The organism is Dryocola sp. LX212 (assembly GCA_041504365.1).
Lineage (GTDB): Bacteria > Pseudomonadota > Gammaproteobacteria > Enterobacterales > Enterobacteriaceae > Dryocola.
Genome location: CP167917.1, coordinates 3,727,652 through 3,749,769, shown reverse-complemented (window position 1 = coordinate 3,749,769; position 22,118 = coordinate 3,727,652). Strand labels below are relative to the sequence as shown.

The 22,118-nt window shown below is 54.8% G+C and carries 22 protein-coding genes; 14 read left to right on the top strand and 8 right to left on the bottom strand.

Annotated elements, in window-relative coordinates:
• Nucleotides 1-2 precede the first annotated feature (2 nt).
• The 5 genes from ubiI to ACA108_17985 all read left to right on the top strand — a co-directional run bounded on the left by ubiI (nt 3) and on the right by ACA108_17985 (nt 7,074).
• Nucleotides 3-1,202 (top strand): FAD-dependent 2-octaprenylphenol hydroxylase, encoded by a 1,200-nt coding sequence (gene ubiI / locus ACA108_18005; protein ID XEX95216.1) that lies wholly within the window; start codon nt 3-5, stop codon nt 1,200-1,202.
• Nucleotides 1,203-1,747: 545 nt separating this feature from the next.
• The gene (gcvT, locus tag ACA108_18000; protein ID XEX98154.1) at nt 1,748-2,845 is read left to right on the top strand and encodes a glycine cleavage system aminomethyltransferase GcvT; all 1,098 of its coding nucleotides are present in this window, start codon (nt 1,748-1,750) and stop codon (nt 2,843-2,845) included.
• A 22-nt stretch (nt 2,846-2,867) separates the two neighbouring features.
• Nucleotides 2,868-3,254, top strand: coding sequence for a glycine cleavage system protein GcvH (gene gcvH, locus ACA108_17995; protein XEX95215.1), 387 nt, complete (start codon nt 2,868-2,870; stop codon nt 3,252-3,254).
• A 124-nt stretch (nt 3,255-3,378) separates the two neighbouring features.
• Nucleotides 3,379-6,252 carry an aminomethyl-transferring glycine dehydrogenase gene (gcvP, locus tag ACA108_17990; protein ID XEX95214.1) on the top strand — a complete coding sequence of 958 codons (2,874 nt, stop codon included), beginning with the start codon at nt 3,379-3,381 and terminating at the stop codon, nt 6,250-6,252.
• A gap of 78 nt (nt 6,253-6,330) precedes the next feature.
• On the top strand, nt 6,331-7,074 hold the full coding sequence (locus tag ACA108_17985) for an SDR family oxidoreductase (GenBank protein ID XEX95213.1): 744 nt from the start codon (nt 6,331-6,333) through the stop codon (nt 7,072-7,074).
• 59 nt (nt 7,075-7,133) lie between these two features.
• Here ACA108_17985 and ACA108_17980 read toward each other — a convergent pair whose 3' ends face one another.
• Genes ACA108_17980 through ACA108_17970 form a run of 3 tightly spaced genes read right to left on the bottom strand, consistent with a single transcriptional unit; the run spans nt 7,134 to nt 8,817 of the window.
• Nucleotides 7,134-7,391, bottom strand: a complete 258-nt coding sequence (locus ACA108_17980; GenBank protein ID XEX95212.1) for a pentapeptide MXKDX repeat protein — start codon at nt 7,389-7,391, stop codon at nt 7,134-7,136.
• Nucleotides 7,392-7,433: 42 nt separating this feature from the next.
• Complete coding sequence (locus tag ACA108_17975; protein XEX95211.1) at nt 7,434-8,195, bottom strand: molybdopterin-dependent oxidoreductase; 762 nt, start codon at nt 8,193-8,195, stop codon at nt 7,434-7,436.
• A 10-nt stretch (nt 8,196-8,205) separates the two neighbouring features.
• Nucleotides 8,206-8,817, bottom strand: a complete 612-nt coding sequence (locus tag ACA108_17970) for a cytochrome b/b6 domain-containing protein (protein ID XEX95210.1) — start codon at nt 8,815-8,817, stop codon at nt 8,206-8,208.
• Between the two features lie 144 nt (nt 8,818-8,961).
• Between ACA108_17970 and ACA108_17965 the strand changes: the two genes are divergently transcribed.
• Together ACA108_17965 and ACA108_17960 are read left to right on the top strand one after the other, a co-directional pair.
• The gene (locus ACA108_17965) at nt 8,962-9,675 is read left to right on the top strand and encodes a response regulator transcription factor (GenBank protein ID XEX95209.1); all 714 of its coding nucleotides are present in this window, start codon (nt 8,962-8,964) and stop codon (nt 9,673-9,675) included.
• Between the two features lie 3 nt (nt 9,676-9,678).
• Nucleotides 9,679-11,148, top strand: coding sequence for a sensor histidine kinase (locus ACA108_17960; GenBank protein ID XEX95208.1), 1,470 nt, complete (start codon nt 9,679-9,681; stop codon nt 11,146-11,148).
• 23 nt (nt 11,149-11,171) lie between these two features.
• Here the strand turns inward: ACA108_17960 and ACA108_17955 are convergent, their stop codons facing one another.
• The 3 genes from ACA108_17955 to ACA108_17945 form a co-directional block, all read right to left on the bottom strand.
• Nucleotides 11,172-12,605: a 6-phospho-beta-glucosidase gene (locus ACA108_17955; protein ID XEX95207.1), complete on the bottom strand. Its 1,434-nt coding sequence runs from the start codon at nt 12,603-12,605 to the stop codon at nt 11,172-11,174.
• A 166-nt stretch (nt 12,606-12,771) separates the two neighbouring features.
• Entirely contained in the window at nt 12,772-13,500 is a 729-nt protein-coding gene (locus ACA108_17950) for a MurR/RpiR family transcriptional regulator (GenBank protein XEX95206.1), read from the bottom strand.
• A gap of 44 nt (nt 13,501-13,544) precedes the next feature.
• Complete coding sequence (locus ACA108_17945) at nt 13,545-14,141, bottom strand: HD family hydrolase (protein XEX95205.1); 597 nt, start codon at nt 14,139-14,141, stop codon at nt 13,545-13,547.
• Between the two features lie 157 nt (nt 14,142-14,298).
• Between ACA108_17945 and ACA108_17940 the strand changes: the two genes are divergently transcribed.
• Entirely contained in the window at nt 14,299-14,952 is a 654-nt protein-coding gene (locus ACA108_17940) for a hemolysin III family protein (protein XEX95204.1), read from the top strand.
• A gap of 37 nt (nt 14,953-14,989) precedes the next feature.
• Here the strand turns inward: ACA108_17940 and ygfZ are convergent, their stop codons facing one another.
• Nucleotides 14,990-15,976 (bottom strand): tRNA-modifying protein YgfZ, encoded by a 987-nt coding sequence (ygfZ, locus tag ACA108_17935; protein XEX95203.1) that lies wholly within the window; start codon nt 15,974-15,976, stop codon nt 14,990-14,992.
• A gap of 246 nt (nt 15,977-16,222) precedes the next feature.
• Here ygfZ and sdhE point away from each other — a divergent pair, with 246 nt between their 5' ends.
• The gene (gene sdhE, locus ACA108_17930) at nt 16,223-16,489 is read left to right on the top strand and encodes an FAD assembly factor SdhE (protein ID XEX95202.1); all 267 of its coding nucleotides are present in this window, start codon (nt 16,223-16,225) and stop codon (nt 16,487-16,489) included.
• On the top strand, nt 16,470-16,892 hold the full coding sequence (locus ACA108_17925; GenBank protein XEX95201.1) for a protein YgfX: 423 nt from the start codon (nt 16,470-16,472) through the stop codon (nt 16,890-16,892). Before sdhE ends, ACA108_17925 begins: the two co-directional genes overlap by 20 nt.
• A gap of 5 nt (nt 16,893-16,897) precedes the next feature.
• On the opposite strand, the gene fldB is transcribed toward ACA108_17925, so the two are convergent.
• A complete protein-coding gene (fldB, locus tag ACA108_17920; GenBank protein ID XEX95200.1) occupies nt 16,898-17,419 on the bottom strand; it encodes a flavodoxin FldB in 522 nt (173 codons plus the stop codon).
• 101 nt (nt 17,420-17,520) lie between these two features.
• Here fldB and xerD point away from each other — a divergent pair, with 101 nt between their 5' ends.
• The 4 genes from xerD (at nt 17,521) to prfB (ending at nt 22,114) form a co-directional block, all read left to right on the top strand.
• Nucleotides 17,521-18,417: a site-specific tyrosine recombinase XerD gene (gene xerD / locus ACA108_17915; GenBank protein XEX98153.1), complete on the top strand. Its 897-nt coding sequence runs from the start codon at nt 17,521-17,523 to the stop codon at nt 18,415-18,417.
• A 24-nt stretch (nt 18,418-18,441) separates the two neighbouring features.
• Nucleotides 18,442-19,158 carry a bifunctional protein-disulfide isomerase/oxidoreductase DsbC gene (gene dsbC / locus ACA108_17910; GenBank protein XEX98152.1) on the top strand — a complete coding sequence of 239 codons (717 nt, stop codon included), beginning with the start codon at nt 18,442-18,444 and terminating at the stop codon, nt 19,156-19,158.
• A gap of 7 nt (nt 19,159-19,165) precedes the next feature.
• On the top strand, nt 19,166-20,899 hold the full coding sequence (gene recJ / locus ACA108_17905; GenBank protein XEX95199.1) for a single-stranded-DNA-specific exonuclease RecJ: 1,734 nt from the start codon (nt 19,166-19,168) through the stop codon (nt 20,897-20,899).
• A gap of 116 nt (nt 20,900-21,015) precedes the next feature.
• Nucleotides 21,016-22,114, top strand: a protein-coding gene (gene prfB, locus ACA108_17900; GenBank protein ID XEX95198.1) for a peptide chain release factor 2 whose coding sequence is annotated in 2 segments (ribosomal slippage) — nt 21,016-21,090 and nt 21,092-22,114 — 1,098 coding nt in all. Because the reading frame shifts where the segments join, the coding sequence is not laid out codon by codon here.
• Nucleotides 22,115-22,118: the final 4 nt, after the last annotated feature.

The following is a 22,118-nucleotide window of genomic DNA, read 5'->3' as shown; positions in this document are numbered from 1 at the left end:
ATTTGCAAAGCGTTGATGTGGCGATTATTGGTGGCGGCATGGTGGGTCTGGCGGTTGCCTGTGGTTTGCAGGGCAGCGGCCTGCGAGTGGCCGTGCTGGAGAATCATCTCCCGCAGCCTCTTGCACTGGATGCACCTTCCGCCCTGCGCGTGTCGGCCATAAACGCTGCCAGCGAAAAGCTGCTGGCCCACCTTGGTGCGTGGCCGCAGATTGCGCGCCGCGCAGCGCCGTATCACGGCATGGCAGTCTGGGATCAGGACAGCTTCGGAAAAATCGATTTCGACGATAAAACCTACGGCTTCAGCCACCTGGGCCACATTATTGAAAACGCGGTCATTCATCACGCTCTGTGGCAGCGCGCCGAGCAGTGCGCGGACGTTACGCTGATGGCTCCCGTTGAGCTACAGCAGGTTGCCTGGGGTGAAAACGAAGCGTTCATCACCCTGAAAGATGGGGCGATGCTGACCGCACGCCTGGTTATCGGGGCCGATGGTGCCAACTCATGGCTGCGCAAGCAGGCGGATATTCCGCTTACGTTCTGGGATTATCGTCACCACGGGCTGGTGGCCACTATCCGTACCGCCGAGCCGCATCAGGCCGTAGCGCGCCAGGTCTTCCACGGCGAGGGCATTCTGGCCTTCCTGCCGCTGTCCGATCCGCATCTGTGCTCGATTGTCTGGTCGCTGCCGCCGCAGGAAGCGGAGCGTATGCAGCAGGCAGCGGATGAGGAGTTTAATCAGGCGCTGAGCGTAGCCTTTGATATGCAACTTGGGTTGTGCCGCGCTGAGAGCGAACGGCAGGTCTTCCCGCTGACGGGGCGCTACGCCCGCAGCTTCGCGGCGCACCGCCTTGCGCTGGTGGGCGACGCTGCCCATACCATCCATCCGCTGGCCGGGCAGGGGGTGAACCTTGGTTTTATGGATGCCGCTGAGCTGATTGATGAAGTGCGTCGCCTGCACCGTGAAGGCAAAGACATCGGCCAGTATCTGTATCTGCGCCGCTACGAACGCAGCCGCAAGCACAGCGCCGCGGTGATGCTGGCAAGCATGCAGGGCTTCCGCGATCTGTTCGCGGGCAGCAATCCGGCCAAAAAGCTGCTGCGTGATATCGGCCTGAAGCTTGCCGATACCTTGCCCGGCGTTAAGCCGCAGCTCGTTCGTCAGGCAATGGGGCTGCAGGATCTGCCCGCCTGGCTTCGTTAAATCCTCGTCATACTACAAGTTGCAGCGGTGTTGGCTGCGCTCTTATTCGGCCCATCCGTGGGCCACACCCCTGTCGGGCCGCTTGGCTGCAACGTGAAATATTTTGAGCATTAGGATGATAACTCCGTCACATTTCCCTTTCTGACACCCAGAAAGGGTAGCCCGCCTCTCGTTTGAGAAATTCTAATCTCAGGCCAAATTTCGGATTACTTTTTTTAATGACATGTTTTTATTCATGTAGTGAATTTGTTTCTGTAATGGTCGTAAATGTTAGCTAACTCTAAATTCCTTCGAAAACACTTCCGGTTTATGCGTACTGCCTCGCATTTTTCCAGTTGAATACTCTGCATGCTGCTTCGCCTGTTTTGGTCATAAGCTAATGCAATGACCGGTTTCCCCTTATGGTTTACGGGGCATATCAGTGGTAAGTTCAGGCGATAAGGTAACGTTTGCGTCGCGCCGTTAACGACGGTGATGGCGGGTTACGTCTGACGGACGGCAGGGCGCAAAAGCGCCGTGCAAACCAGATGGTTAAAGAGGAAAAGATGGCTCAACAGACCCCTTTGTTTGAACAGCACAATCTCTGCGGCGCGCGCATGGTGGACTTCCATGGCTGGATGATGCCGCTGCACTACGGCTCGCAGATTGACGAGCACCACGCGGTACGTACCGATGCGGGCATGTTCGATGTCTCCCATATGACCATCGTCGATTTACACGGCAGCCGCACCCGCGAATTCCTGCGCTATTTAGTCGCCAACGACGTCGCCAAACTGACCCAGCCGGGCAAAGCTCTCTACACCGGGATGCTGACCGCCTCCGGTGGCGTTATCGACGACCTGATTATCTATTTTCTCACCGAAGACTATTTCCGCCTGGTGGTGAACTCTGCGACCCGCGAAAAAGACCTTGAGTGGATCACCCAGCATGCCGAGCCGTACGCCGTTGAAGTCAGCGTACGAGACGACCTTTCCCTGATTGCCGTGCAGGGGCCAAATGCCCAGGCTAAAGCGGCAACGCTCTTCAGCGAAGAGCAGCGCAAAGCGGTGGAGGGAATGAAGCCGTTCTTTGGCGTGCAGGCGGGCGATTTGTTTATCGCCACCACCGGCTATACCGGTGAAGCGGGCTATGAAATTGCGATGCCAAACGAGAAGGCCGCAGAGTTCTGGGCACATCTGGTGGAAGCGGGCGTCAAGCCATGTGGCCTGGGCGCGCGCGATACGCTGCGTCTGGAAGCGGGTATGAACCTGTACGGCCAGGAGATGGACGAGGGGATCTCCCCGCTTGAAGCAAACATGGGCTGGACCATTGCCTGGGAGCCAGCCGACCGCGATTTCATTGGCCGTGAAGCCCTTGAAGCACAGCGCGAAAAAGGCACCCACAAACTCGTTGGCCTGATCATGACTGAAAAGGGCGTGCTGCGTAATGAGTTGCCGGTTCATTTTACCGATGAATCCGGCAACGTTTGCGAAGGGATCATCACCAGCGGGACATTCTCGCCGACGCTTGGCTACAGCATTGCGCTGGCGCGCGTTCCGGCGAGCATTGGCGATACGGCCATCGTCCAGATCCGCAACCGTGAAATGCCGGTAAAAGTCACTAAACCTGTTTTTGTTCGCGCCGGAAAGCCCGTCGCGCAGTAAATCTTGATAGAGGGTAAGAATAATGAGCAATGTGCCTAATGAACTGAAATACAGCAAAGAACACGAATGGCTGCGTAAAGAAGCCGATGGCTCTTACACAGTCGGCATTACCGAACACGCGCAGGAACTGCTGGGCGACATGGTTTTCGTGGACCTGCCGGAAGTGGGCTCTACGGTCAGCACCGGCGACGACTGCGCCGTGGCTGAATCCGTAAAAGCTGCATCCGACATCTACGCGCCAATCAGCGGTGAAATCATCGCCGTGAACAGCGAGCTGGAAGGGACCCCGGAGCTGGTGAACAGCGAGCCGTACGCAGGCGGCTGGATCTTCAAAATCAAAGCCAGCGACGAGTCAGAGCTGAACGGTCTGCTGGACGCAGCCGCGTACGAAGTGCTGTTAGACGAGTAAAAAATTCGGCGGGTGACGCAAAGCTTACCCGCCCTACGATTTATCACCCAATTTGGTTTTGTAGGGTGGATAAGCGCAGCACCGTCCACCGTAAAAGTTCCGCATGTTTCAGGAATCACCGCTGATGACCCAGTCCTTACGTAGCCTAGAGAATCACGAAGCGTTTATCGATCGCCACATTGGCCCCTCCGCGCAGCAACAGCATGAAATGCTGGAAACCGTGGGCGCGAGCTCGTTAAACGATCTTATCTCCACCATTGTTCCGGCCGATATTCAGCTCGCTCAGCCGCCGCAGGTTGGCGAAGCCGCCACTGAATACGCCGCGCTGGCGGAGCTGAAAGCCATTGCCAGCCGCAATAAGCGCTTCAAAACGTATATCGGAATGGGTTATACCGCGGTGCAAACGCCGCCGGTGATCCTGCGTAACATGCTTGAAAACCCAGGCTGGTACACCGCCTACACGCCGTACCAGCCGGAAGTGTCTCAGGGCCGCCTGGAAGCGCTGCTGAACTACCAGCAGGTGACGCTGGATCTGACCGGGCTGGATATCGCCTCCGCCTCCCTGCTCGACGAAGCTACCGCCGCCGCAGAAGCCATGGCGATGGCAAAGCGCGTCAGCAAGCTAAAGAATGCCAATCGTTTCTTTGTCGCGGCCGATATCCACCCGCAGACGCTGGACGTTGTTCGCACCCGGGCGGAAACGTTCGGCTTTGAAGTCATTGTCGATGACGCGGCGAAAGTGCTGGATCATCAGGATGTCTTCGGCGTGCTGTTGCAGCAGGTTGGCACCACGGGCGAAGTCCATGACTACAGCACGCTGATTCAGGAACTGAAACAGCGTAAGGTTGTGGTGAGCGTAGCCGCAGACTTTATGTCGCTGGTGCTGCTAACCGCACCGGGCAAGCAGGGCGCGGACATCGTGTTTGGCTCCGCACAGCGCTTCGGCGTACCGATGGGCTACGGCGGTCCACACGCCGCCTTCTTCGCCGCCCGCGATGAATTCAAACGTTCTATGCCGGGCCGTATTATCGGCGTATCCCGCGATGCCGCGGGCCGCACCGCGCTGCGCATGGCGATGCAAACTCGCGAGCAGCACATCCGCCGTGAGAAAGCGAATTCCAACATCTGTACCTCCCAGGTCCTGCTGGCGAATATCGCCAGCCTGTATGCGGTCTTCCACGGCCCGGCTGGCCTGAAACGCATTGCTGGCCGCATTCATCGTCTGACCGATATTCTGGCCGCAGGCCTGCAAAAAGGCGGGCTCACGCTGCGCCATAAGCACTGGTTCGATACGCTGTGCGTGGAAGTGGCTGACAAAGCTGCGGTGCTGGCACGTGCTGAAGCGCACGAGATTAACCTGCGCAGCGATATCCTGAACGCGGTAGGCATTACGCTTGATGAATCGACCACCCGCGAAGACGTACAGGCGCTGTTCACCGTGCTGCTGGGCGATAACCACGGTCTTGATATCGACAAGCTGGACCAGGATGTTGCGGGCGACAGCCTGTCGATCCCGGCAGCGATGCTGCGCGAAGACGAAATCCTGACCCATCCGGTGTTTAACCGCTACCACAGCGAAACCGAGATGATGCGCTATATGCACTCTCTGGAGCGCAAAGATCTGGCGCTGAACCAGGCGATGATCCCGCTCGGCTCCTGCACCATGAAGCTTAACGCCGCGGCGGAAATGATCCCTATCACCTGGCCTGAATTCGCCGAACTGCACCCGTTCTGCCCGGCAAACCAGGCGGAAGGCTACCACCAGATGATCGCCCAGCTGTCTGACTGGCTGGTGAAGCTGACCGGCTATGACGCGCTGTGCATGCAGCCAAACTCCGGCGCGCAGGGCGAGTACGCGGGCCTGCTGGCAATCCGCCGCTATCATGAAAGCCGCAACGAAGCGGGCCGTAACCTCTGCCTGATCCCAAGTTCTGCGCACGGCACGAACCCGGCGTCAGCGCAAATGGCTGGCATGGACGTGATCGTTGTGGCCTGCGACAGGCAGGGCAATATCGATCTGCAGGATCTGCGCGCGAAGGCAGAGCAGGCGGGCGATGCGCTCTCCTGTATCATGGTGACCTACCCGTCCACTCACGGTGTATACGAAGAGACGATCCGTGAAGTCTGCCAGATCGTTCACCAGTACGGCGGCCAGGTTTATCTGGATGGCGCGAACATGAACGCGCAGGTGGGCATCACCTCGCCGGGCTTTATCGGCGCGGACGTTTCACACCTCAACCTGCACAAAACCTTCTGTATCCCACACGGCGGCGGCGGCCCGGGCATGGGGCCAATCGGCGTGAAAGCACACCTGGCACCCTTTGTACCGGGCCACAGCGTGGTGCAAATTGAAGAGATGCTTACCCAGCAGGGTGCGGTCTCTGCGGCACCGTTCGGCAGCGCCTCGATTCTGCCGATCAGCTGGATGTATATCCGCATGATGGGCGCGGAAGGCCTGAAGAAGGCGAGCCAGGTGGCTATCCTTAACGCCAACTACATTGCCAGCCGCCTGCAGTCTGCCTTCCCGGTGCTTTATACCGGGGCGAACGGCCGCGTGGCGCACGAATGTATTCTGGATATCCGTCCGCTGAAAGAAGAGACCGGCATCAGCGAGCTGGATATCGCCAAGCGTCTGATCGACTTTGGCTTCCACGCGCCGACCATGTCCTTCCCGGTCGCGGGTACGCTGATGGTTGAACCAACGGAATCAGAGAGCAAGCTGGAGCTGGACCGCTTCATCGACGCGATGCTGACCATCCGCACCGAAATCGACCGCGTAGCGCGTGGGGAATGGCCGCTGGAAGATAACCCACTGGTTAACGCACCGCACACGCAGGACGAAATCGTCGCTGACTGGGCGCATCCTTACACCCGCGAGCTGGCCGTCTTCCCGGCAGGCCACAGCAACAAGTACTGGCCGACCGTGAAGCGTCTTGATGACGTGTACGGCGACCGTAACCTGTTCTGCTCCTGCGTGCCGATGAGCGAATACCAGTAGCCTTATGGGATGACGCGAGGTTTTGTAGGTTGGATAAGTAGAGCGTCATCCAACAAAATTGTTTAGCGGGGAGGGGAGATGGCAGTAGCATTAGTCACCGGAGGCAGCCGGGGGATTGGCAGAGCCACCGCCATCCTGCTGGCAGAAACAGGCTATAAGGTTGTCGTTAATTACCAGCGCAATAAGCAGGCCGCAGACGAGGTGGTGAATACCATTCGCGAGGCGGGCGGCGTTGCGCTGGCTATCAAAGCGGACATTGGCGACGAGCTACAGGTCCTGGCGATGTTTGCCGAAATCGACAATGCCTTTGGGCCTGTTACCGCACTGGTCAATAACGCGGGCATTCTCTTCCAGCAGTCCGCCATCGAAAACCTGACGGCAGAGCGCATTAATCGCGTATTAACCACCAATGTTACAGGCTATTTCCTTTGCTGCCGCGAGGCGGTGAAACGCATGGCTTATTGCCACGGCGGAGAAGGCGGATCTATAGTTAACGTATCGTCAGCCGCTTCTCGCCTGGGCGCGCCCGGCGAATACGTTGATTACGCTGCTTCAAAAGGCGCGGTTGATACGCTGACTACGGGGCTTTCGGTAGAGGTTGCGGCTCAGGGGATCCGCGTTAACTGCGTGCGTCCAGGTTTCATCTTTACGGAAATGCATGCATCAGGTGGTGAGGCGGGGCGAGTGGATCGGGTGAAAGAGAATTTGCCGATGAAGCGTGGCGGTCAACCGGAAGAGGTAGCAGAAGCAATAGTCTGGCTGTTAAGCAGCAGGGCATCCTACGTTACGGGCAGCTTTATTGATTTAGCAGGCGGGAAATAAAAACGCAGTCAGGATAACTGCGCCAGAGCCTTAAGCGAGTTACCCAGACTGCAAAACGGTTAGTGCTTTTTCATCTCGTCTTTCGACATATTGTCTTTAGACATTGAGTATTTACTCATGCCGTCTTTGCGCATACCGTCTTTCGACATTGAATCTTTCGACATACAGTCTTTATTCATGCCGTTTTTACTACAGTCATGGGACATACCCATCTTGTCTTTCGACATATTGTCTTTGCTCATATTATCCGCAGCATTTGCGCCAGTCATACTTAATGCCAGAGCAGAGCACATCATCATCGCATATAATTTTTTCATTGGTTTCTTCCTTAATGTATTACGTAGGGTCGAGTGAGTATATTAACTACCGCCAAACCAGTTATAACCCTGGTCTTCCCAGTAACCACCGGGATAGCGATTGGTGACTTCAATAACCTGAATATGTTTCGGGTTCTTGTAGCCTAACTTTGTGGGCATCCTTAATTTCATTGGATAGCCATATTTACGCGGAAGAATCTTGCCGTCGTAGGTTAAAGCGATAATTGTTTGCGGATGCAGCGCCGTAGCCATATCAATGCTGGTGTAATAATCATCCGCACACTTGAAACTGACATATTTTGCATTCATATCAGTGCCAATTCCTTTCAGGAATAAAGAAAACGGCACGCCACCCCATTTGCCAATGACGCTCCAGCCTTCTACGCAAATATGCCGCGTTACCTGGCTCACCTGGGCCATCTGATAAAGCTGGGATAGGGTCCATGGGCGTTTGTCCGCCACCAGGCCTGCAATCTCAAGACGGTAATCATCCCCGTTGATATCCGGCGCCTCGTCTTCGCTATAAAACGCGTTAAACGGGAAAGGCTTGGTCATCATCGATTCCGGATAAACGGGCGCCAGGTCGTTGCTGTTAAACAGCCAGGCCTGCACGCGGTCATTAAAACGAGAAATTGAACCCAGCGTTGCTTCGACCTGCTGGTTGTCGCTAATGTCACAGCCTGTGAGCATCACCAGTCCACCCAACGTCAGCCCCTGCTTTAAAAAACGACGTCGGCCTTCCGTCGAGAGCTGCTTATTAATCTGCTGCTGTGCCTCTCTCAGGATCTCTTTTTCATCACTCATGATCGTTTCCTTAACGTCCGCGAATCATGGCAAGCAATGTGCGCGGGACCAACGCAACCATCACGATGTGGATGACAATAAAGCTGACCATGGCGCTCATTGCATAGAAGTGAATAAAGCGCGCAGCGTCATAGCCACCTAATAATTCTCTTAAAAGGGGAAACTGAACGGATTTCCAGATAACCATCCCCGAGAAAACTAAGATGACACCATCAATCATCACAAATAAATAAGCGGCTTTTTGCACCATGTTGTAATGGCTAAGATCCGCATGGTCTAATTTTCCACGCAGAGCCACCAGTAAGTCTTTAATAAATTCTTTTGGTGACAGAGGCCAGTATTTACGTTTGAAACGGCCGCTGAACCCATTCATTAAAAGATAAAATAAGCCGTTAATCCCAAACAGCCACATACCAGCGAAATGCCATTGCAGCGCGCCACCCAACCAACCTCCTAATGTTAATTCATTAATAAAACTGAAATTAAAAAGAGGAGAGGCGTTATATATTCGCCAACCGCTGGTGACCATAATCAGTACGGCCAGGGCATTCAGCCAATGGCACAGCCGCAGCCATAGGGGATGAACAACTTTTGGCGTGTGGTGAGATATTTTCCTGTTCATCGTGCTACTTCCTGTTGACCCAGTGAAGTCAGTATTTGCTAAATTTATTCCCCAATGCCTCACGCAAAGTTAAATAAAATGTGACAACTTCCATCCTGCAAGTTGTGTAAACTTTCACTATGTGCGCCTGTGGGGGTAAAAAAAGTGAGTCAGGAAAAAAAGCTGCTTATCGTGGAAGACGATGAAAATATCGCCGAGCTTTTACAGTTACACTTGCGGGAGGAGGGGTTTGCGATAACCCACGCTGCAGATGGGAATATTGGCATGGTAAAACTCAAGCAGGGCGGGTGGGATGCGCTAATTCTCGACCTGATGCTGCCGGGCGTAGATGGCCTGGAAATTTGTCGTTTCGCCAGGACCATGACCCGCTATACGCCAATCATCATGATCAGCGCACGTTCCAGTGAAACGCACCGGGTACTGGGGCTGGAGCTGGGTGCGGATGACTATCTCGCCAAGCCATTTTCTATGCTTGAGCTGGTGGCGCGCGTTAAGGCACTCTTTCGCCGTCAGGAGGCGATGAGCCAGAACCTACGGCTGGATGCCGGAACCCTAGCTTTTGGCCCATTAACTATTGACCCGCTGGCCCGCGATGTGCAGCTAAACCACCAGGCGCTGGAGCTGACACCACGGGAGTTTGACCTTCTCTATTTCTTTGCCAGACACCCGGACCAGGTATTCTCGCGCCTCAACCTGCTCAACCAGGTCTGGGGCTACGAACATGAAGGCTACGAGCACACCGTTAACACGCACATTAACCGCCTGCGCGTCAAGATTGAAGAGAACCCGGCGGAACCGAATTTTATCCGCACCGTCTGGGGTAAAGGCTACAAATTCAATGCTCAGCCACGCGAGTAAACCATGCGAAAACTTTCCCTTTCCCGGCGTCTGACGCTGGTTTTTGCCCTGCTGCTCCTTAGCTCCTGCGCGCTGCTGGGCTGGATGCAGGTGCGAACCAGCACGCAATATAGCCAGGCCGTTATCCAGCAGCTCTCCAGCAACCTGGCGCAGCACATCAATGACAGCTACCCGCTGCTCAATGACGACGGGCTGAACAACGACTCGGTGCGTACGCTGTTCGAACATCTGATGGCTGTAAACCCAAGCGTAGAGGTATACGTTCTTGATAAAGAAGGTCATATTATTGGCGATGCCGCTCCGGAAGGTCATATAAAGCGTCAGCGAGTTGATCTGGCTCCTATTGAGGCCGCGTTGTCCGGACATAAGTTTCCCGTTTTCGGAGACGATCCGCGGAGCGCTGATGGCCGTAAAGTGTTCAGCGTGGCCCCGATGCGCCAGGACGGGCACCTTAAAGGCTACCTTTATGTGGTGCTGCTGGGTGAAAATTACAGCGCTCTGATTGATGACGCCCGCTATAACACGCTGCTCAAAATCGTATTGATTTCCATAAGCCTGGTTGCGCTTCTGGGGCTGATTGTTGGTGGGCTGGCGTTCCGTTGGATAACCCGTCCGCTACGCGATCTATCCCGTCAGGTGCATGCCCTGGAGATGGGCGGCATGAAAGAGATGCAGGCGATGGCGGCTCTTTCTTTGCATAAAGAAAAAGAGGGCGACGAAATTAACCTGCTGCGTCAGGGGGTCATTGGCATGGCAAGGCGTATAGCCGAACAGTGGCACCGCCTGTCCCACCAGGATCAGCTGCGCCGGGAGTTTATCGCCAACATTTCCCACGACCTTCGCACCCCGCTGACCTCGCTGCACGGCTATCTGGAAAGCCTCTCCGTCATGTCCGCCACGCTCTCCGAAGCGGATAAAAAGCGCTATCTGGAAATTGCCCTCGCGCAGAGCCAGAAGGTGGGAACCCTGGCGCAGTCGCTGTTTGAACTGGCGCGTCTGGAGTATGGGGTGGTGAAACCGCAGAAAGAGCACTTCTCTTTGTGCGAGCTTTTGCAGGATGTCTTCCAGAAATTTGAGCTGGCGGCGCAGACGCGCCATCAGCAGCTGCTGGCGGATATACAGCCGGGATTGCCGCTGATCGACGCCGATCTGGGGATGATCGAGCGGGTGCTGACTAACCTTCTTGATAACGCCATCCGCCATGCGCCGGAGCACGGCACGGTTGCTGTCCGGCTGTGGAAAGAAGGTAAGAAGGTGATGGTTCAGGTCAGCGATAACGGCCCCGGGGTGCCGCAGGAGTTGAAAGAAGGGCTGTTTGTCCGGCCTTCCATTGCCAGCCAGTCGCGGCTGCGGGTTGGGGGATTAGGGTTGATGATCGTCCGTCAGATGCTACAGCTTCACGGCACGGATATCACGCTGGTGGAAAAAGCAGAGAAGGGTGCCTGCTTCCGCTTCGCTTTACCAGTAAACTAAAGGGCGCCGAAGCGCCCTCAGGATCAGAGATTTTCGCCGTTGCTGGCTATGACTTCTTTGTACCAGTTAAAGCTCTTCTTACGCGAACGGGCCATGTCACCGGTACCGTCGTCATGCTTGTTAACGTAGATAAAACCGTAGCGCTTGCTGTACTGTCCTGTGGTGAAAGAGACGCAGTCAATGCAGCCCCACGGGGTGTAGCCCATAAGATCCACACCGTCATAGGTGACTGCTTTCATCAGCTCGGCCACGTGCGCCTTCAGGTAATCAATGCGGTAATCGTCATTGATTGAACCGTCTTCTTCCACTTTGTCGTACGCACCGAAGCCATTTTCAACGATAAACAGCGGCTTCTGATACCGTTCGTACAGCTCGCAAAGGGCGTAGCGCAGGCCAACCGGGTCAATCTGCCAGCCCCAGTCAGAGGCTTTGACGTGTGGGTTAGGGACGCTGCCCTGGAAGCCGGAGAGCGCATCGCCCGTGCCGCCTTCCGCCTTCACGGCGTTGGTCATGTAGTAGCTGAAGCCGAGGTAATCACACACGCCTTCACGCAGAATCTCTTCGTCGCCCGGTTCCATCCGGATATTGAACTCGCGGCGTTCCCACTCGTTCAGCACATAGGACGGGTAGTAGCCGCGCAGCTGCACGTCGGTAAAGACATAGCGCTCGCGCATTGATTCCTGGGCAAACATCTGGTCTTCCGGCTTACAGGAGAACGGATAGAGCGGCACCATCGCCAGCATGCAGCCGATTTGCATCTGCGGGTTGATGCGGTGACCAATTTTTACCGCCATCGCGCTGGCAACAAACTGATGGTGCAGCACCTGGTACATGACCTCTTCCGGGTTGTCGTGTTCGGTATAAACCACACCGGAGCAGCAGTAGCCGAATAGCGGCGCGCGCCAGTTACGCTGGTTGTTGATTTCGTTAAAGGTCATCCAGTACTTCACTTTGCTCTTGTAGCGTTCAAAGACTACTTCAGCGAAGCGCACGAAGAAATCCACGACTTTGCGGCTGGTCCATCCGCCGTATTCGGTGACCAGATGGTGAGGCATTTCGAAGTGGGACAGGGTAATAACCGGCTCGATATTGTACTTCAGCAGTTCGTCGAACATATCGTCGTAGAACTTCAGCCCCTCTTCGTTTGGCTGCTGTTCGTCACCGTTCGGGAAAATGCGCGTCCAGGCAATGGAAGTCCGGAAGCATTTAAAGCCCATCTCGGCAAACAGGGCGATATCTTCTTTGTAGCGGCCGTGGAAATCGATAGCCTCGTGATTTGGATAATACTTGCCCGGCACCACTTCCTGCGTGATTTCACGCGGAACGCCATGCGCGCCACCGGTGAGTACGTCACAGATGCTTGGCCCTTTGCCGCCTTTGTTCCAGCCGCCTTCAACCTGGTGAGCCGCGACCGCGCCGCCCCATAAAAAGTCTTTTGGTAAGGTTAGTTTTTTCATGTTTTTTTAATCTCGCTGTCAGTGCCGAAAATATTGTGCGATACATCACAAAACGGCAGGGCGTTAATAAGTTCTGTCCTGGAGTCTAGCAAACGAGATTTAATTGTCACGATATAACAAATCACAGCTTTTGTGATTTGTTATATCGAAAAAACAGGCTGTTTTTTTACGCCATTTTTTTCGCCAGCTTGCGGCCAATGGTTTCTAAAATATAAATGACGGGGATTTGTGTGGTAATATCGTAAACGCCGCTCACGCGGGTCAGCGGGATATGCCATGAGAGATTAAAATCCGCAAGCTTAGCCAGGGATGAGTTCTCGTGGCTGGTGATGGAGAGCACCTTGCAGTTGTGCAGGCTGAACTGGCTGGCAAAACGCAGGATCTCCTCCGTTTCACCGGAAACGGACAGCACAATTGCCAGGGCATTTTTCGCCATGTCGTTGGTGACCGGGAAATAAGGGTCGTCAATGTGGTTACTGAATTTACCGACATTAGAAAAAAATCGTGCGCCATATTTTGCTAATGCACCGGATGTTCCTGCGCCAACAAATATAATTCGTTCGGATGAACAGATAATATCAACGGCGCTGTCGATTAACTTATCAAACTCTTCATTGTTGGTACTTTTAAAAAAGCTGATAATTTCGCTGGGGCCGAAATTAACCAGCAGCTCGTCATTTTGCTCAAGATATAATTTAAAGCGCACGCGAAACTCGGAATAACCTTCGCAGTTGAGCTTACGGCAAAAACGCAGCACGGTGGTCGTGGAAACGCCCGCGCTATCGGCCAGTTCGCGGATGGTCATGTACATCACTTTGTCACGGTTTTTAATGACATAGTTGTAGACTATTATTTCCAGGCCGTTTAGCGCGGCGATTGCTGCATGAGTAAACATCGTACATCTTCCTGAGATTAGGATCGTTAACCAACCGAAGGCGTTTAGCGCAGCCAGCCTTTTTCGTGTGCGCAATACAAATGGCTTTGCACATGTTGCCATAGTTCCGGCCAGCTTTCGCTCACCAGCGAATTACGGGTCAGCACCTGCTCAAGAGAGATATTATTTTCACGCCAGCTTTGCCCTTCATTATGCAGGTTTTGCAGAATCGGCAGAATACGATCCAGGGCGCCAGCAAAACGCGCATCCGCAGTTATTCCCGCTTCGTACTCCAGCCACAGGCTGAGAAACTCACCGCGCTGCGGTTCTGGCAACAGGCCAAACAGGCGCGCTGCGGCCACGGCTTCTTTTTCGGCAATCGCCTCCCGCGCCGTCAGATCGTAAACCAGGACATCACCGACATCGATCTCCACGATGTCGTGCAACAATGCCATTTGCACTACACGTGAAATATCAACATCCGCCGGTGCGAAAGGAGCGAGGCTCATCGCCGCAACGGCAAAATGCCAGCTATGTTCAGCGGAGTTCTCCTGGCGACCATGGCCGATAATCTTCGTCCGGCGCTCAACCAGCTTGAGCTTATCGATCTCCATCAGAAAGGCAACGACTTCGCTCATCGCGCCGAAAGCATGTGGGGACATGGTTGTTTTCCTTTGGTTTCAGGCAGTTCTGTCAAGTGTACAATTTCGCATCCCGACCCTGATAAATTTATTTTAGCGTACATGTGTTCGCTGGAATCATTCTCAGCTATGCTGGCCTTGCTCAATTTTTATCATAAGTTTCACCGGGGGTAGCCGTATGGCTGACAAACCAATTAAAACCGCGGGATATTCACTGGCGGAGGAAGTTGCCAACAGCATAAGCCACGGCATCGGCTTGGTATTCGGCATTGTCGGGCTGGTTCTGCTTCTTGTGCAGGCGGTGGATGCCAACGCCAGCGCAACTGCAATTACCAGCTACAGCCTGTACGGCAGCAGCATGATTTTGCTATTCCTGGCCTCCACGCTGTACCACGCCATTCCTCACGCCCGGGCAAAACGCTGGCTTAAGAAATTCGACCATTGCGCCATCTATTTGCTGATTGCCGGGACCTACACACCCTTCCTGCTGGTTGGGCTGGATTCACCGCTCTCGCGCGGGCTGATGATTGTTATCTGGGGCCTGGCACTGGCGGGGATCCTCTTTAAGCTCACCATCGCGCACCGCTTCAAAATGCTGTCGCTTGTGACCTACCTGATGATGGGCTGGCTGTCGCTGGTGGTTATTTATCAGATGGTGTTGAAACTGGCACCGGAAAGCGTGACGCTGCTGGCGATAGGGGGCGTTATCTATTCGCTCGGGGTGATTTTCTACGTCAGTAAACGCATCCCTTACAACCATGCAATCTGGCACGGATTTGTGCTCGGCGGCAGCGTTTGTCACTTTCTCTCGATTTATCTCTACATCCGCTAATCCAGTATGCCCCGTGTTACCAGGGCACCGCAGCCGGTCAGATTTCTTCAAGTGAATAAGGCAGCGGCTCAATTTTCAGCTCGCTGCCGTTATCTTCCCTGACGCGGAAAACGCTGTCCGCTTCAAGATCGTTATTTATTACCGCCTGCACCAGCAGACGGCCATCCTCCAGCAGGCTTGCCGCCAGAACGGTGCCGGTACGACGCCAGTTATCACCCATTTTCATCTCAAGATCTTCTCCGGCTTCTGGCTGGCGGCTTGCCGCGCCTGCCAGATACCACAGGGCACGCTTGTTGGCCCCGCGGAACTTGGCGCGAGCCACCATCTCCTGACCGGTATAGCAGCCTTTTTTAAAGCTGATGCCGCCCAACGCCTGCAGGTTTGTGGCCTGAGGAATGAACTGTGCGCTATTGACGCTATCAATGACCGGCAGGCCGCCTTCGATATCCAGCGCCAGCCATTGCTGGCTGTCGTTGCGCTGGGCTTCACCTTGCAGCTTATCCGCAAGATTCAGCGCGGTAGCGGCATTCGTTAACACCATGAAGCGTTCAGCGGGTAAGCCGAACCAGAGCAGCGTAGTTTCGCCATCCTGAACGACGGGGTTTTCTGCGTCCGGCAGCGTTGCGAAAATATTCGCCAGCGCTCCGCGAGCCTGGAAACCGGCGAGGCCCAGCAGCACCTTTTTTTCATCTGGAGTAAAGGTCACTTTCGAAAACACGGCATACTTTTTCAGTTCGGTCAGCTGGGCTTCAGCCAGGCTGCGCCGCTCAATAAACGCGAAGCCTTCGCCACGATGAAACAGGCGCAGGTTGCTCCACATCTTTCCTTTCGCATCACAATGGGCGCAGAGCAGATGCTGATTGCTGCCCATCTGTGCCACGTCTGCGGTGACCTGGCCCTGCAGGTATTTCTCTGCGTCCGCGCCCGTAACGTTGACCAGCACCCAGTCGTTTAGCGTCATTAGGGTAAGCGGCAGGCGAGCGGAAGAGGTTGGCAGGCGAGGAGGAAACGGAGTGAAAGCCATAATAGTGTCCTGGATAATCCAACGGATGAATGAAGGTAATGGTAAAAGAGCTACCCGGCAATGCAAGCAGTTTGATATCGCGAATCGTGCCGTTTCGAGCAGTCTCGCAATTTCTATGCAGCGATGTCGCTTTGCACAAATATATCCAGAAAAAGTACGCAAACAGCAACATTGAGATAATACGGGCGATGAAAACACGTTACACTAGCCGCGTATCTGACACATTCACAAAGCAGGAAAGAGCAGATGGATATCAATAATAAAGCTCGAATTCACTGGGCATGTCGCCGTGGAATGCGCGAGCTCGATATTTCGATTATGCCGTTCTTTGAATATGAATATGACACGTTAAGCGACGAGGATAAGCAGCTGTTTATCCGTCTGCTGGAATGTGACGACCCAGACCTTTTTAACTGGCTGATGAATCACGGTGAACCGGAAGACAAGGCGTTGCAGCGTATGGTTAAGCTGATCCAAACACGGAATAGAGAACGTGGTCCTGTGGCAATCTGATCTTCGCGTCTCCTGGCGAGCGCAGTGGCTTTCCCTGTTGGCGCACGGCCTGCTGGCGCTGTTCGTATTGCTTTTACCCTGGCCGATGAGCTACACACTTATCTGGATGGGTTTACTTTCTCTGGTTGTCTTCGACAGCGTGCGCAGCCAGCGCCGTATTCATGCAAGTCAGGGCGAGATTAAGCTGCTGATGGACTACCGTCTGAAATGGCAGGGCAAAGAGTGGGAAATTGTTGGTGCCCCCTGGATGCTGCGCAGCGGCCTGATGTTACGCATTCGCCAGCCGCACAAAACGCGTAGCCAGCATTTATGGCTGCTTTCGGACAGCATGGACAGCGGTGAGTGGCGTGATTTACGCCGCCTGATGTTGCAACAACAGGCGAGCGGTAGCGGCCAGGCTTAAGTACCTCAGGCGAACTTCTCAGCCATTTCACCCAGAATCTGTTCACACCAGTTCTGAATGCGTTCATTGCTCAGATCGTATTGGTTGGTTTCATCCAGCGCCAGGCCAACAAACAGCTCTCCGTCTGCAATAACCGGTTTTGGGCTGGTAAACTCGTAGCCTTCTGTTGGCCAGTAACCGATAAACTGCGCGCCGCTGGGTGCTAGCTTGTCGTGCAGCATGCCGAGTGCGTCGAGGAACCATTCACCGTAGCCGAGTTGGTCGCCCATACCGTACAGCGCCACCAGCTTGCCTTCCAGATTCAGGTTATCCAGCTGCTCCCAGACGGCCTCCCAGTCTTCCTGCAGCTCACCGAAGTCCCAGGTGGGGATACCGAGGATCAGCACGTCGTACTGTTCCATCAGCGCGGGAGCGTCATCCTTCAGGTTATGGAGCGTCACCAGCTCCGGACCGATGATGTCACGAATCTTTTCGGCTGCCATTTCGGTGTAACAGGTGCTGGAGCCATAAAAAAGGCCAATGTTCATAGCGATAACAACTCATTTAATAACGTGCAGGCTGGCAAGTGTACCAGATCCCATTACGCATCATGCATAATGGCGGTAAATCAAGCTTTAGTGAGGCTCCAGTGGAACAGGATCTGGCCCGAATAGAACAATTTCTTGATGCCCTCTGGCTGGAGAAAAACCTGGCAGAAAACACCCTGACTTCTTATCGCCGGGACCTGAAAACCGTGGTGGAGTGGTTACATCGCAAGGATTTGACTCTGCTGGACGCGCAGCCCAGTGATTTGCAGTCGCTGTTTGCCGAACGGCTGGAGGGCGGTTATAAAGCGACCAGCTCAGCAAGAATGCTCAGCGCAATTCGCCGCTTGTTCCAGTATTTGTACCGCGAAAAAGCACGTGACGACGATCCGAGCGCACTGCTTTCATCGCCCAAACTGCCGCAGCGTTTGCCTAAAGATCTTAGTGAGGCACAGGTCGAACGGCTCCTGCAGGCCCCCAGTCTCGATCAGCCAATTGAGTTACGTGACAAAGCAATGCTTGAATTGCTGTATGCTACGGGGTTACGAGTTTCAGAGCTGGTTGGCCTGGTGATGAGTGATATCAGCCTGCGTCAGGGCGTGGTGCGCGTTATCGGTAAAGGTAATAAAGAGCGTCTGGTGCCGCTGGGTGAAGAGGCGGTTTACTGGCTGGAGAATTATCTCGAACATGGCCGTCCGTGGCTGCTTAACGGGCAGTCGCTGGACGTTGTATTTCCGAGCCAACGGGCGCAGCAGATGACCAGACAAACTTTCTGGCATCGCATAAAGCACTATGCCGTGATAGCGGGTATCGACAGTGAAAAATTGTCCCCCCACGTTCTGCGACACGCTTTCGCCACGCATCTGCTGAACCACGGTGCAGATTTACGTGTCGTACAGATGTTGTTAGGGCACAGCGATTTATCCACCACACAAATTTATACTCATGTAGCGACCGAACGTTTGCGTCAGCTACATCAACAGCACCACCCACGGGCGTGAGTGCCAGAAAACAAAGGAATTATGATGAAAAAAGGTATTGTGCTGCTCTCGTTAATAACAGCGTCCGTAACAGGTTTTGCCCACGCTGACGACGCGATCATTAAACAATCTCTGGCGAAGCTGGGCGTGCAAAATGCGGACATCCAGTCTGCGCCTGTGGCCGGTATGAAAACCGTGCTGACCGACAGTGGCGTGCTGTACGTCACCGAAGACGGCAAGCACATCATCCAGGGGCCGCTCTATGATGTAAGCGGCGCGCAGCCGGTGAACGTCACTAACAAGCTGCTGGTGGGGAAACTCAACGCGCTTGAGAAAGAGATGATCGTCTATAAAGCGCCGCAGGAAAAACATGTGATTACCGTATTTACCGATATCACCTGTGGCTACTGCCATAAGCTGCACGAAGAGATGAAAGACTATAACGCGCTGGGCATCACCGTGCGTTATCTGGCTTTCCCACGTCAGGGTCTGCAAAGCCAGACTGAAAGCGATATGAAATCCGTCTGGTGTGCAAAAGACCGAAATAAAGCCTTTGATGCTGCTATGAAGGGCGGTGCCGTTACGCCTGCAAGCTGTGATACCAACATCGCGAACCATTATAACCTGGGCGTGCAGTTTGGCGTGCAGGGGACGCCAGCCATCGTCCTGAGCAACGGGACCGTGATCCCAGGCTATCAGGGGCCGAAAGAGATGAAGGAAATGCTGGACGCTCATCAGCAGCTCAGCAAAGTTGGTGGGTAGTTAGCGGGTGAAAAAACAAACGCAACTTCGTCGTCGGGTCGTGGATGATTCGGTGGTGCTGCCGGCGGGGCTATCTCCGCTGTTAAAGCGCCTTTACGCCAGCCGTGGCGTGCGCGGTGAGCAAGATCTCGAGCGTAGCGTTAAGGGTATGTTGCCATGGCAGCAGCTCAACGGCATGAAAGAGGCCGTGATTATCCTGCATAACGCGCTCCGCGAAGGTCTGCGCATCATTGTGGTTGGTGATTTCGATGCCGATGGCGCGACCAGCACCGCTCTAAGCGTGCTTGCGCTGCGTAGCCTGGGTGGCTCGAACATCGGCTATCTGGTGCCGAACCGCTTTGAAGATGGCTATGGCTTAAGCCCGGAAGTGGTGGATCAGGCGCATGCGCGCGGCGCGCAGCTGATCCTCACCGTCGATAATGGCATTTCCTCCCATAGCGGCGTTGAACGTGCTCATGAGCTGGGCATTCCGGTGGTTGTCACCGATCACCACCTTCCAGGACCGGAGCTGCCAGCGGCAGAGGCCATTATCAACCCTAACCTGGTGGACTGCGAATTCCCTTCCAAGGCACTTGCTGGCGTGGGCGTAGCCTTCTATCTGATGCTGGCACTGCGCGCGCACCTGCGCGACGTTGGCTGGTTTGAACAGCAGGGGCTGGCAATCCCTAACCTGGCGGAGCTGCTGGATCTGGTGGCTTTAGGCACGGTGGCGGACGTTGTACCGCTGGATGCCAACAATCGCATTCTTACCTGGCAGGGATTAAGCCGCATACGCGCGCGTAAATGCCGTCCGGGTATTCTGGCCCTGCTTGAAGTTGCCAATCGTGAGCCGCAAAAGCTTGCGGCCAGTGACCTTGGCTTCGCCCTGGGGCCACGCCTGAACGCCGCAGGCCGTCTTGACGATATGTCCGTCGGCGTGGCGCTTCTGCTGAGTGAAAACATTGGCGAAGCCCGCATGCTCGCCAACGAGCTTGATGCGCTGAACCAGACGCGAAAAGAGATCGAGCAGGGGATGCAGGTTGAGGCGTTGTCGCTGTGCGATGCGCTGGAGCGCAGCAACGACGTGCTGCCGTACGGCCTGGCGATGTACCACCCGGAGTGGCACCAGGGCGTGGTCGGCATCCTTGCTTCGCGCATTAAAGAACGTTTTAACCGCCCGGTTATCGCTTTTGCTCCCGCGGGTGACGGCACGCTTAAAGGCTCAGGCCGGTCGATACAGGGGCTGCATATGCGCGATGCGCTTGAGCGGTTAGACACCCTGCACCCTGGCCTGATGCTGAAGTTTGGCGGGCACGCCATGGCGGCAGGCCTGTCGCTGGAAGAGCCTCGTTTTGAAGAGTTTCGCCAGCGCTTTGGCGATTTGGTTGGCGAATGGCTCGATCCTGCCCTGCTTCAGGGGGAAATCTGGTCCGACGGCGCGTTATCTCCCCAGGAGCTGACGCTGGAAGTTGCCGAGATGCTGCGCGATGCCGGGCCGTGGGGGCAAATGTTCCCGGAACCGCTGTTTGACGGCAAGTTTCGCCTTCTGCAACAAAGGCTGGTGGGCGAGCGTCACCTCAAGGTGATGGTTGAACCGCTGGGCGGTGGCCCGCTGATTGACGGCATTGCGTTTAACGTTGATACCACCTGTTGGCCTGATAACGGCGTGCGTGAAGTGGAGCTGGCCTTCAAGCTGGACGTCAACGAGTTTCGCGGCAACCGCAGCGTGCAGCTTTTAATCGATCATATCTGGCCGCTATAGCGGTTAAGCCCGGCTTAAAAGCAGTAACCAACGCTATAAAATGCGGCGTAATTCCGGTAAACTTTCCGGTTTACGACCGCATTTTCGTCTTCTGACATCAACATAAGAAATTAAGCATGTTTGAAATTAACCCGGTAAAAAACCGTATCCAGGATCTGACAGAGCGCAGCGACGTTCTTAGGGGGTATCTTTGACTACGATGCCAAGAAAGAGCGCCTGGAAGAAGTAAACGCAGAGCTGGAACAGCCTGACGTATGGAACGAACCTGAACGCGCGCAGGCGCTGGGTAAAGAACGTTCCACGCTGGAAGCGATTGTCGAGACGCTGGATCAGATGACCCAGGGTCTGGAAGATGTTTCCGGTCTGCTGGAGCTGGCCGTAGAAGCGGACGACGAAGAGACCTTCAACGAAGCCGTTGCTGAGTTAGACGTGCTGGAAACCAAGCTGGAGCAGCTCGAATTCCGCCGTATGTTCTCCGGTGATTACGACAGCGCCGACTGCTATATCGACATTCAGGCAGGCTCCGGCGGCACCGAGGCGCAGGACTGGGCAAGCATGCTGATGCGTATGTATCTGCGCTGGGCAGAATCTCGCGGGTTTAAGACCGAAATTATCGAAGAGTCTGAAGGCGAAGTTGCGGGCATCAAATCCGTCACCATCCGTATTCAGGGGGAATATGCCTTCGGCTGGCTGCGTACCGAAACGGGCGTCCATCGCCTGGTGCGTAAAAGCCCGTTTGACTCCGGCGGTCGTCGCCATACCTCCTTCAGCTCGGCGTTTGTTTACCCGGAAGTGGATGACGACATTGATATCGAAATTAACCCGGCGGACCTGCGTATCGACGTGTACCGCGCCTCGGGCGCGGGCGGTCAGCACGTTAACCGTACGGAATCCGCGGTGCGTATTACCCACATTCCGACCAATACCGTCACCCAGTGCCAGAACGACCGTTCGCAGCATAAGAACAAAGATCAGGCCATGAAGCAGATGAAGGCGAAGCTGTACGAGCTGGAAATGCAGAAGAAGAATGCTGAGAAGCAGGCGCTGGAAGATAACAAATCGGATATCGGCTGGGGCAGCCAGATTCGCTCTTACGTGCTGGACGACTCCCGTATCAAAGACCTGCGCACCGGGGTTGAAACCCGTAATACGCAGGCGGTACTGGATGGCGATCTGGACAAATTTATCGAAGCAAGTTTGAAAGCAGGGTTATGAGGAA

Bases quoted from the DNA above. Each gene is read 5' to 3' on its own strand.
- gcvT (XEX98154.1), top strand. From the start codon at position 1,748: ATGGCTCAACAGACCCCTTTGTTTGAACAGCACAATCTCTGCGGCGCG.
- gcvH (XEX95215.1), top strand. From the start codon at position 2,868: ATGAGCAATGTGCCTAATGAACTGAAATACAGCAAAGAACACGAATGG.
- gcvP (XEX95214.1), top strand. From the start codon at position 3,379: ATGACCCAGTCCTTACGTAGCCTAGAGAATCACGAAGCGTTTATCGAT.
- ACA108_17985 (XEX95213.1), top strand. From the start codon at position 6,331: ATGGCAGTAGCATTAGTCACCGGAGGCAGCCGGGGGATTGGCAGAGCC.
- ACA108_17980 (XEX95212.1), bottom strand. From the start codon at position 7,391: ATGAAAAAATTATATGCGATGATGATGTGCTCTGCTCTGGCATTAAGT.
- ACA108_17975 (XEX95211.1), bottom strand. From the start codon at position 8,195: ATGAGTGATGAAAAAGAGATCCTGAGAGAGGCACAGCAGCAGATTAAT.
- ACA108_17970 (XEX95210.1), bottom strand. From the start codon at position 8,817: ATGAACAGGAAAATATCTCACCACACGCCAAAAGTTGTTCATCCCCTA.
- ACA108_17960 (XEX95208.1), top strand. From the start codon at position 9,679: ATGCGAAAACTTTCCCTTTCCCGGCGTCTGACGCTGGTTTTTGCCCTG.
- ACA108_17955 (XEX95207.1), bottom strand. From the start codon at position 12,605: ATGAAAAAACTAACCTTACCAAAAGACTTTTTATGGGGCGGCGCGGTC.
- ACA108_17950 (XEX95206.1), bottom strand. From the start codon at position 13,500: ATGTTTACTCATGCAGCAATCGCCGCGCTAAACGGCCTGGAAATAATA.
- ACA108_17945 (XEX95205.1), bottom strand. From the start codon at position 14,141: ATGTCCCCACATGCTTTCGGCGCGATGAGCGAAGTCGTTGCCTTTCTG.
- ACA108_17940 (XEX95204.1), top strand. From the start codon at position 14,299: ATGGCTGACAAACCAATTAAAACCGCGGGATATTCACTGGCGGAGGAA.
- ygfZ (XEX95203.1), bottom strand. From the start codon at position 15,976: ATGGCTTTCACTCCGTTTCCTCCTCGCCTGCCAACCTCTTCCGCTCGC.
- sdhE (XEX95202.1), top strand. From the start codon at position 16,223: ATGGATATCAATAATAAAGCTCGAATTCACTGGGCATGTCGCCGTGGA.
- fldB (XEX95200.1), bottom strand. From the start codon at position 17,419: ATGAACATTGGCCTTTTTTATGGCTCCAGCACCTGTTACACCGAAATG.
- dsbC (XEX98152.1), top strand. From the start codon at position 18,442: ATGAAAAAAGGTATTGTGCTGCTCTCGTTAATAACAGCGTCCGTAACA.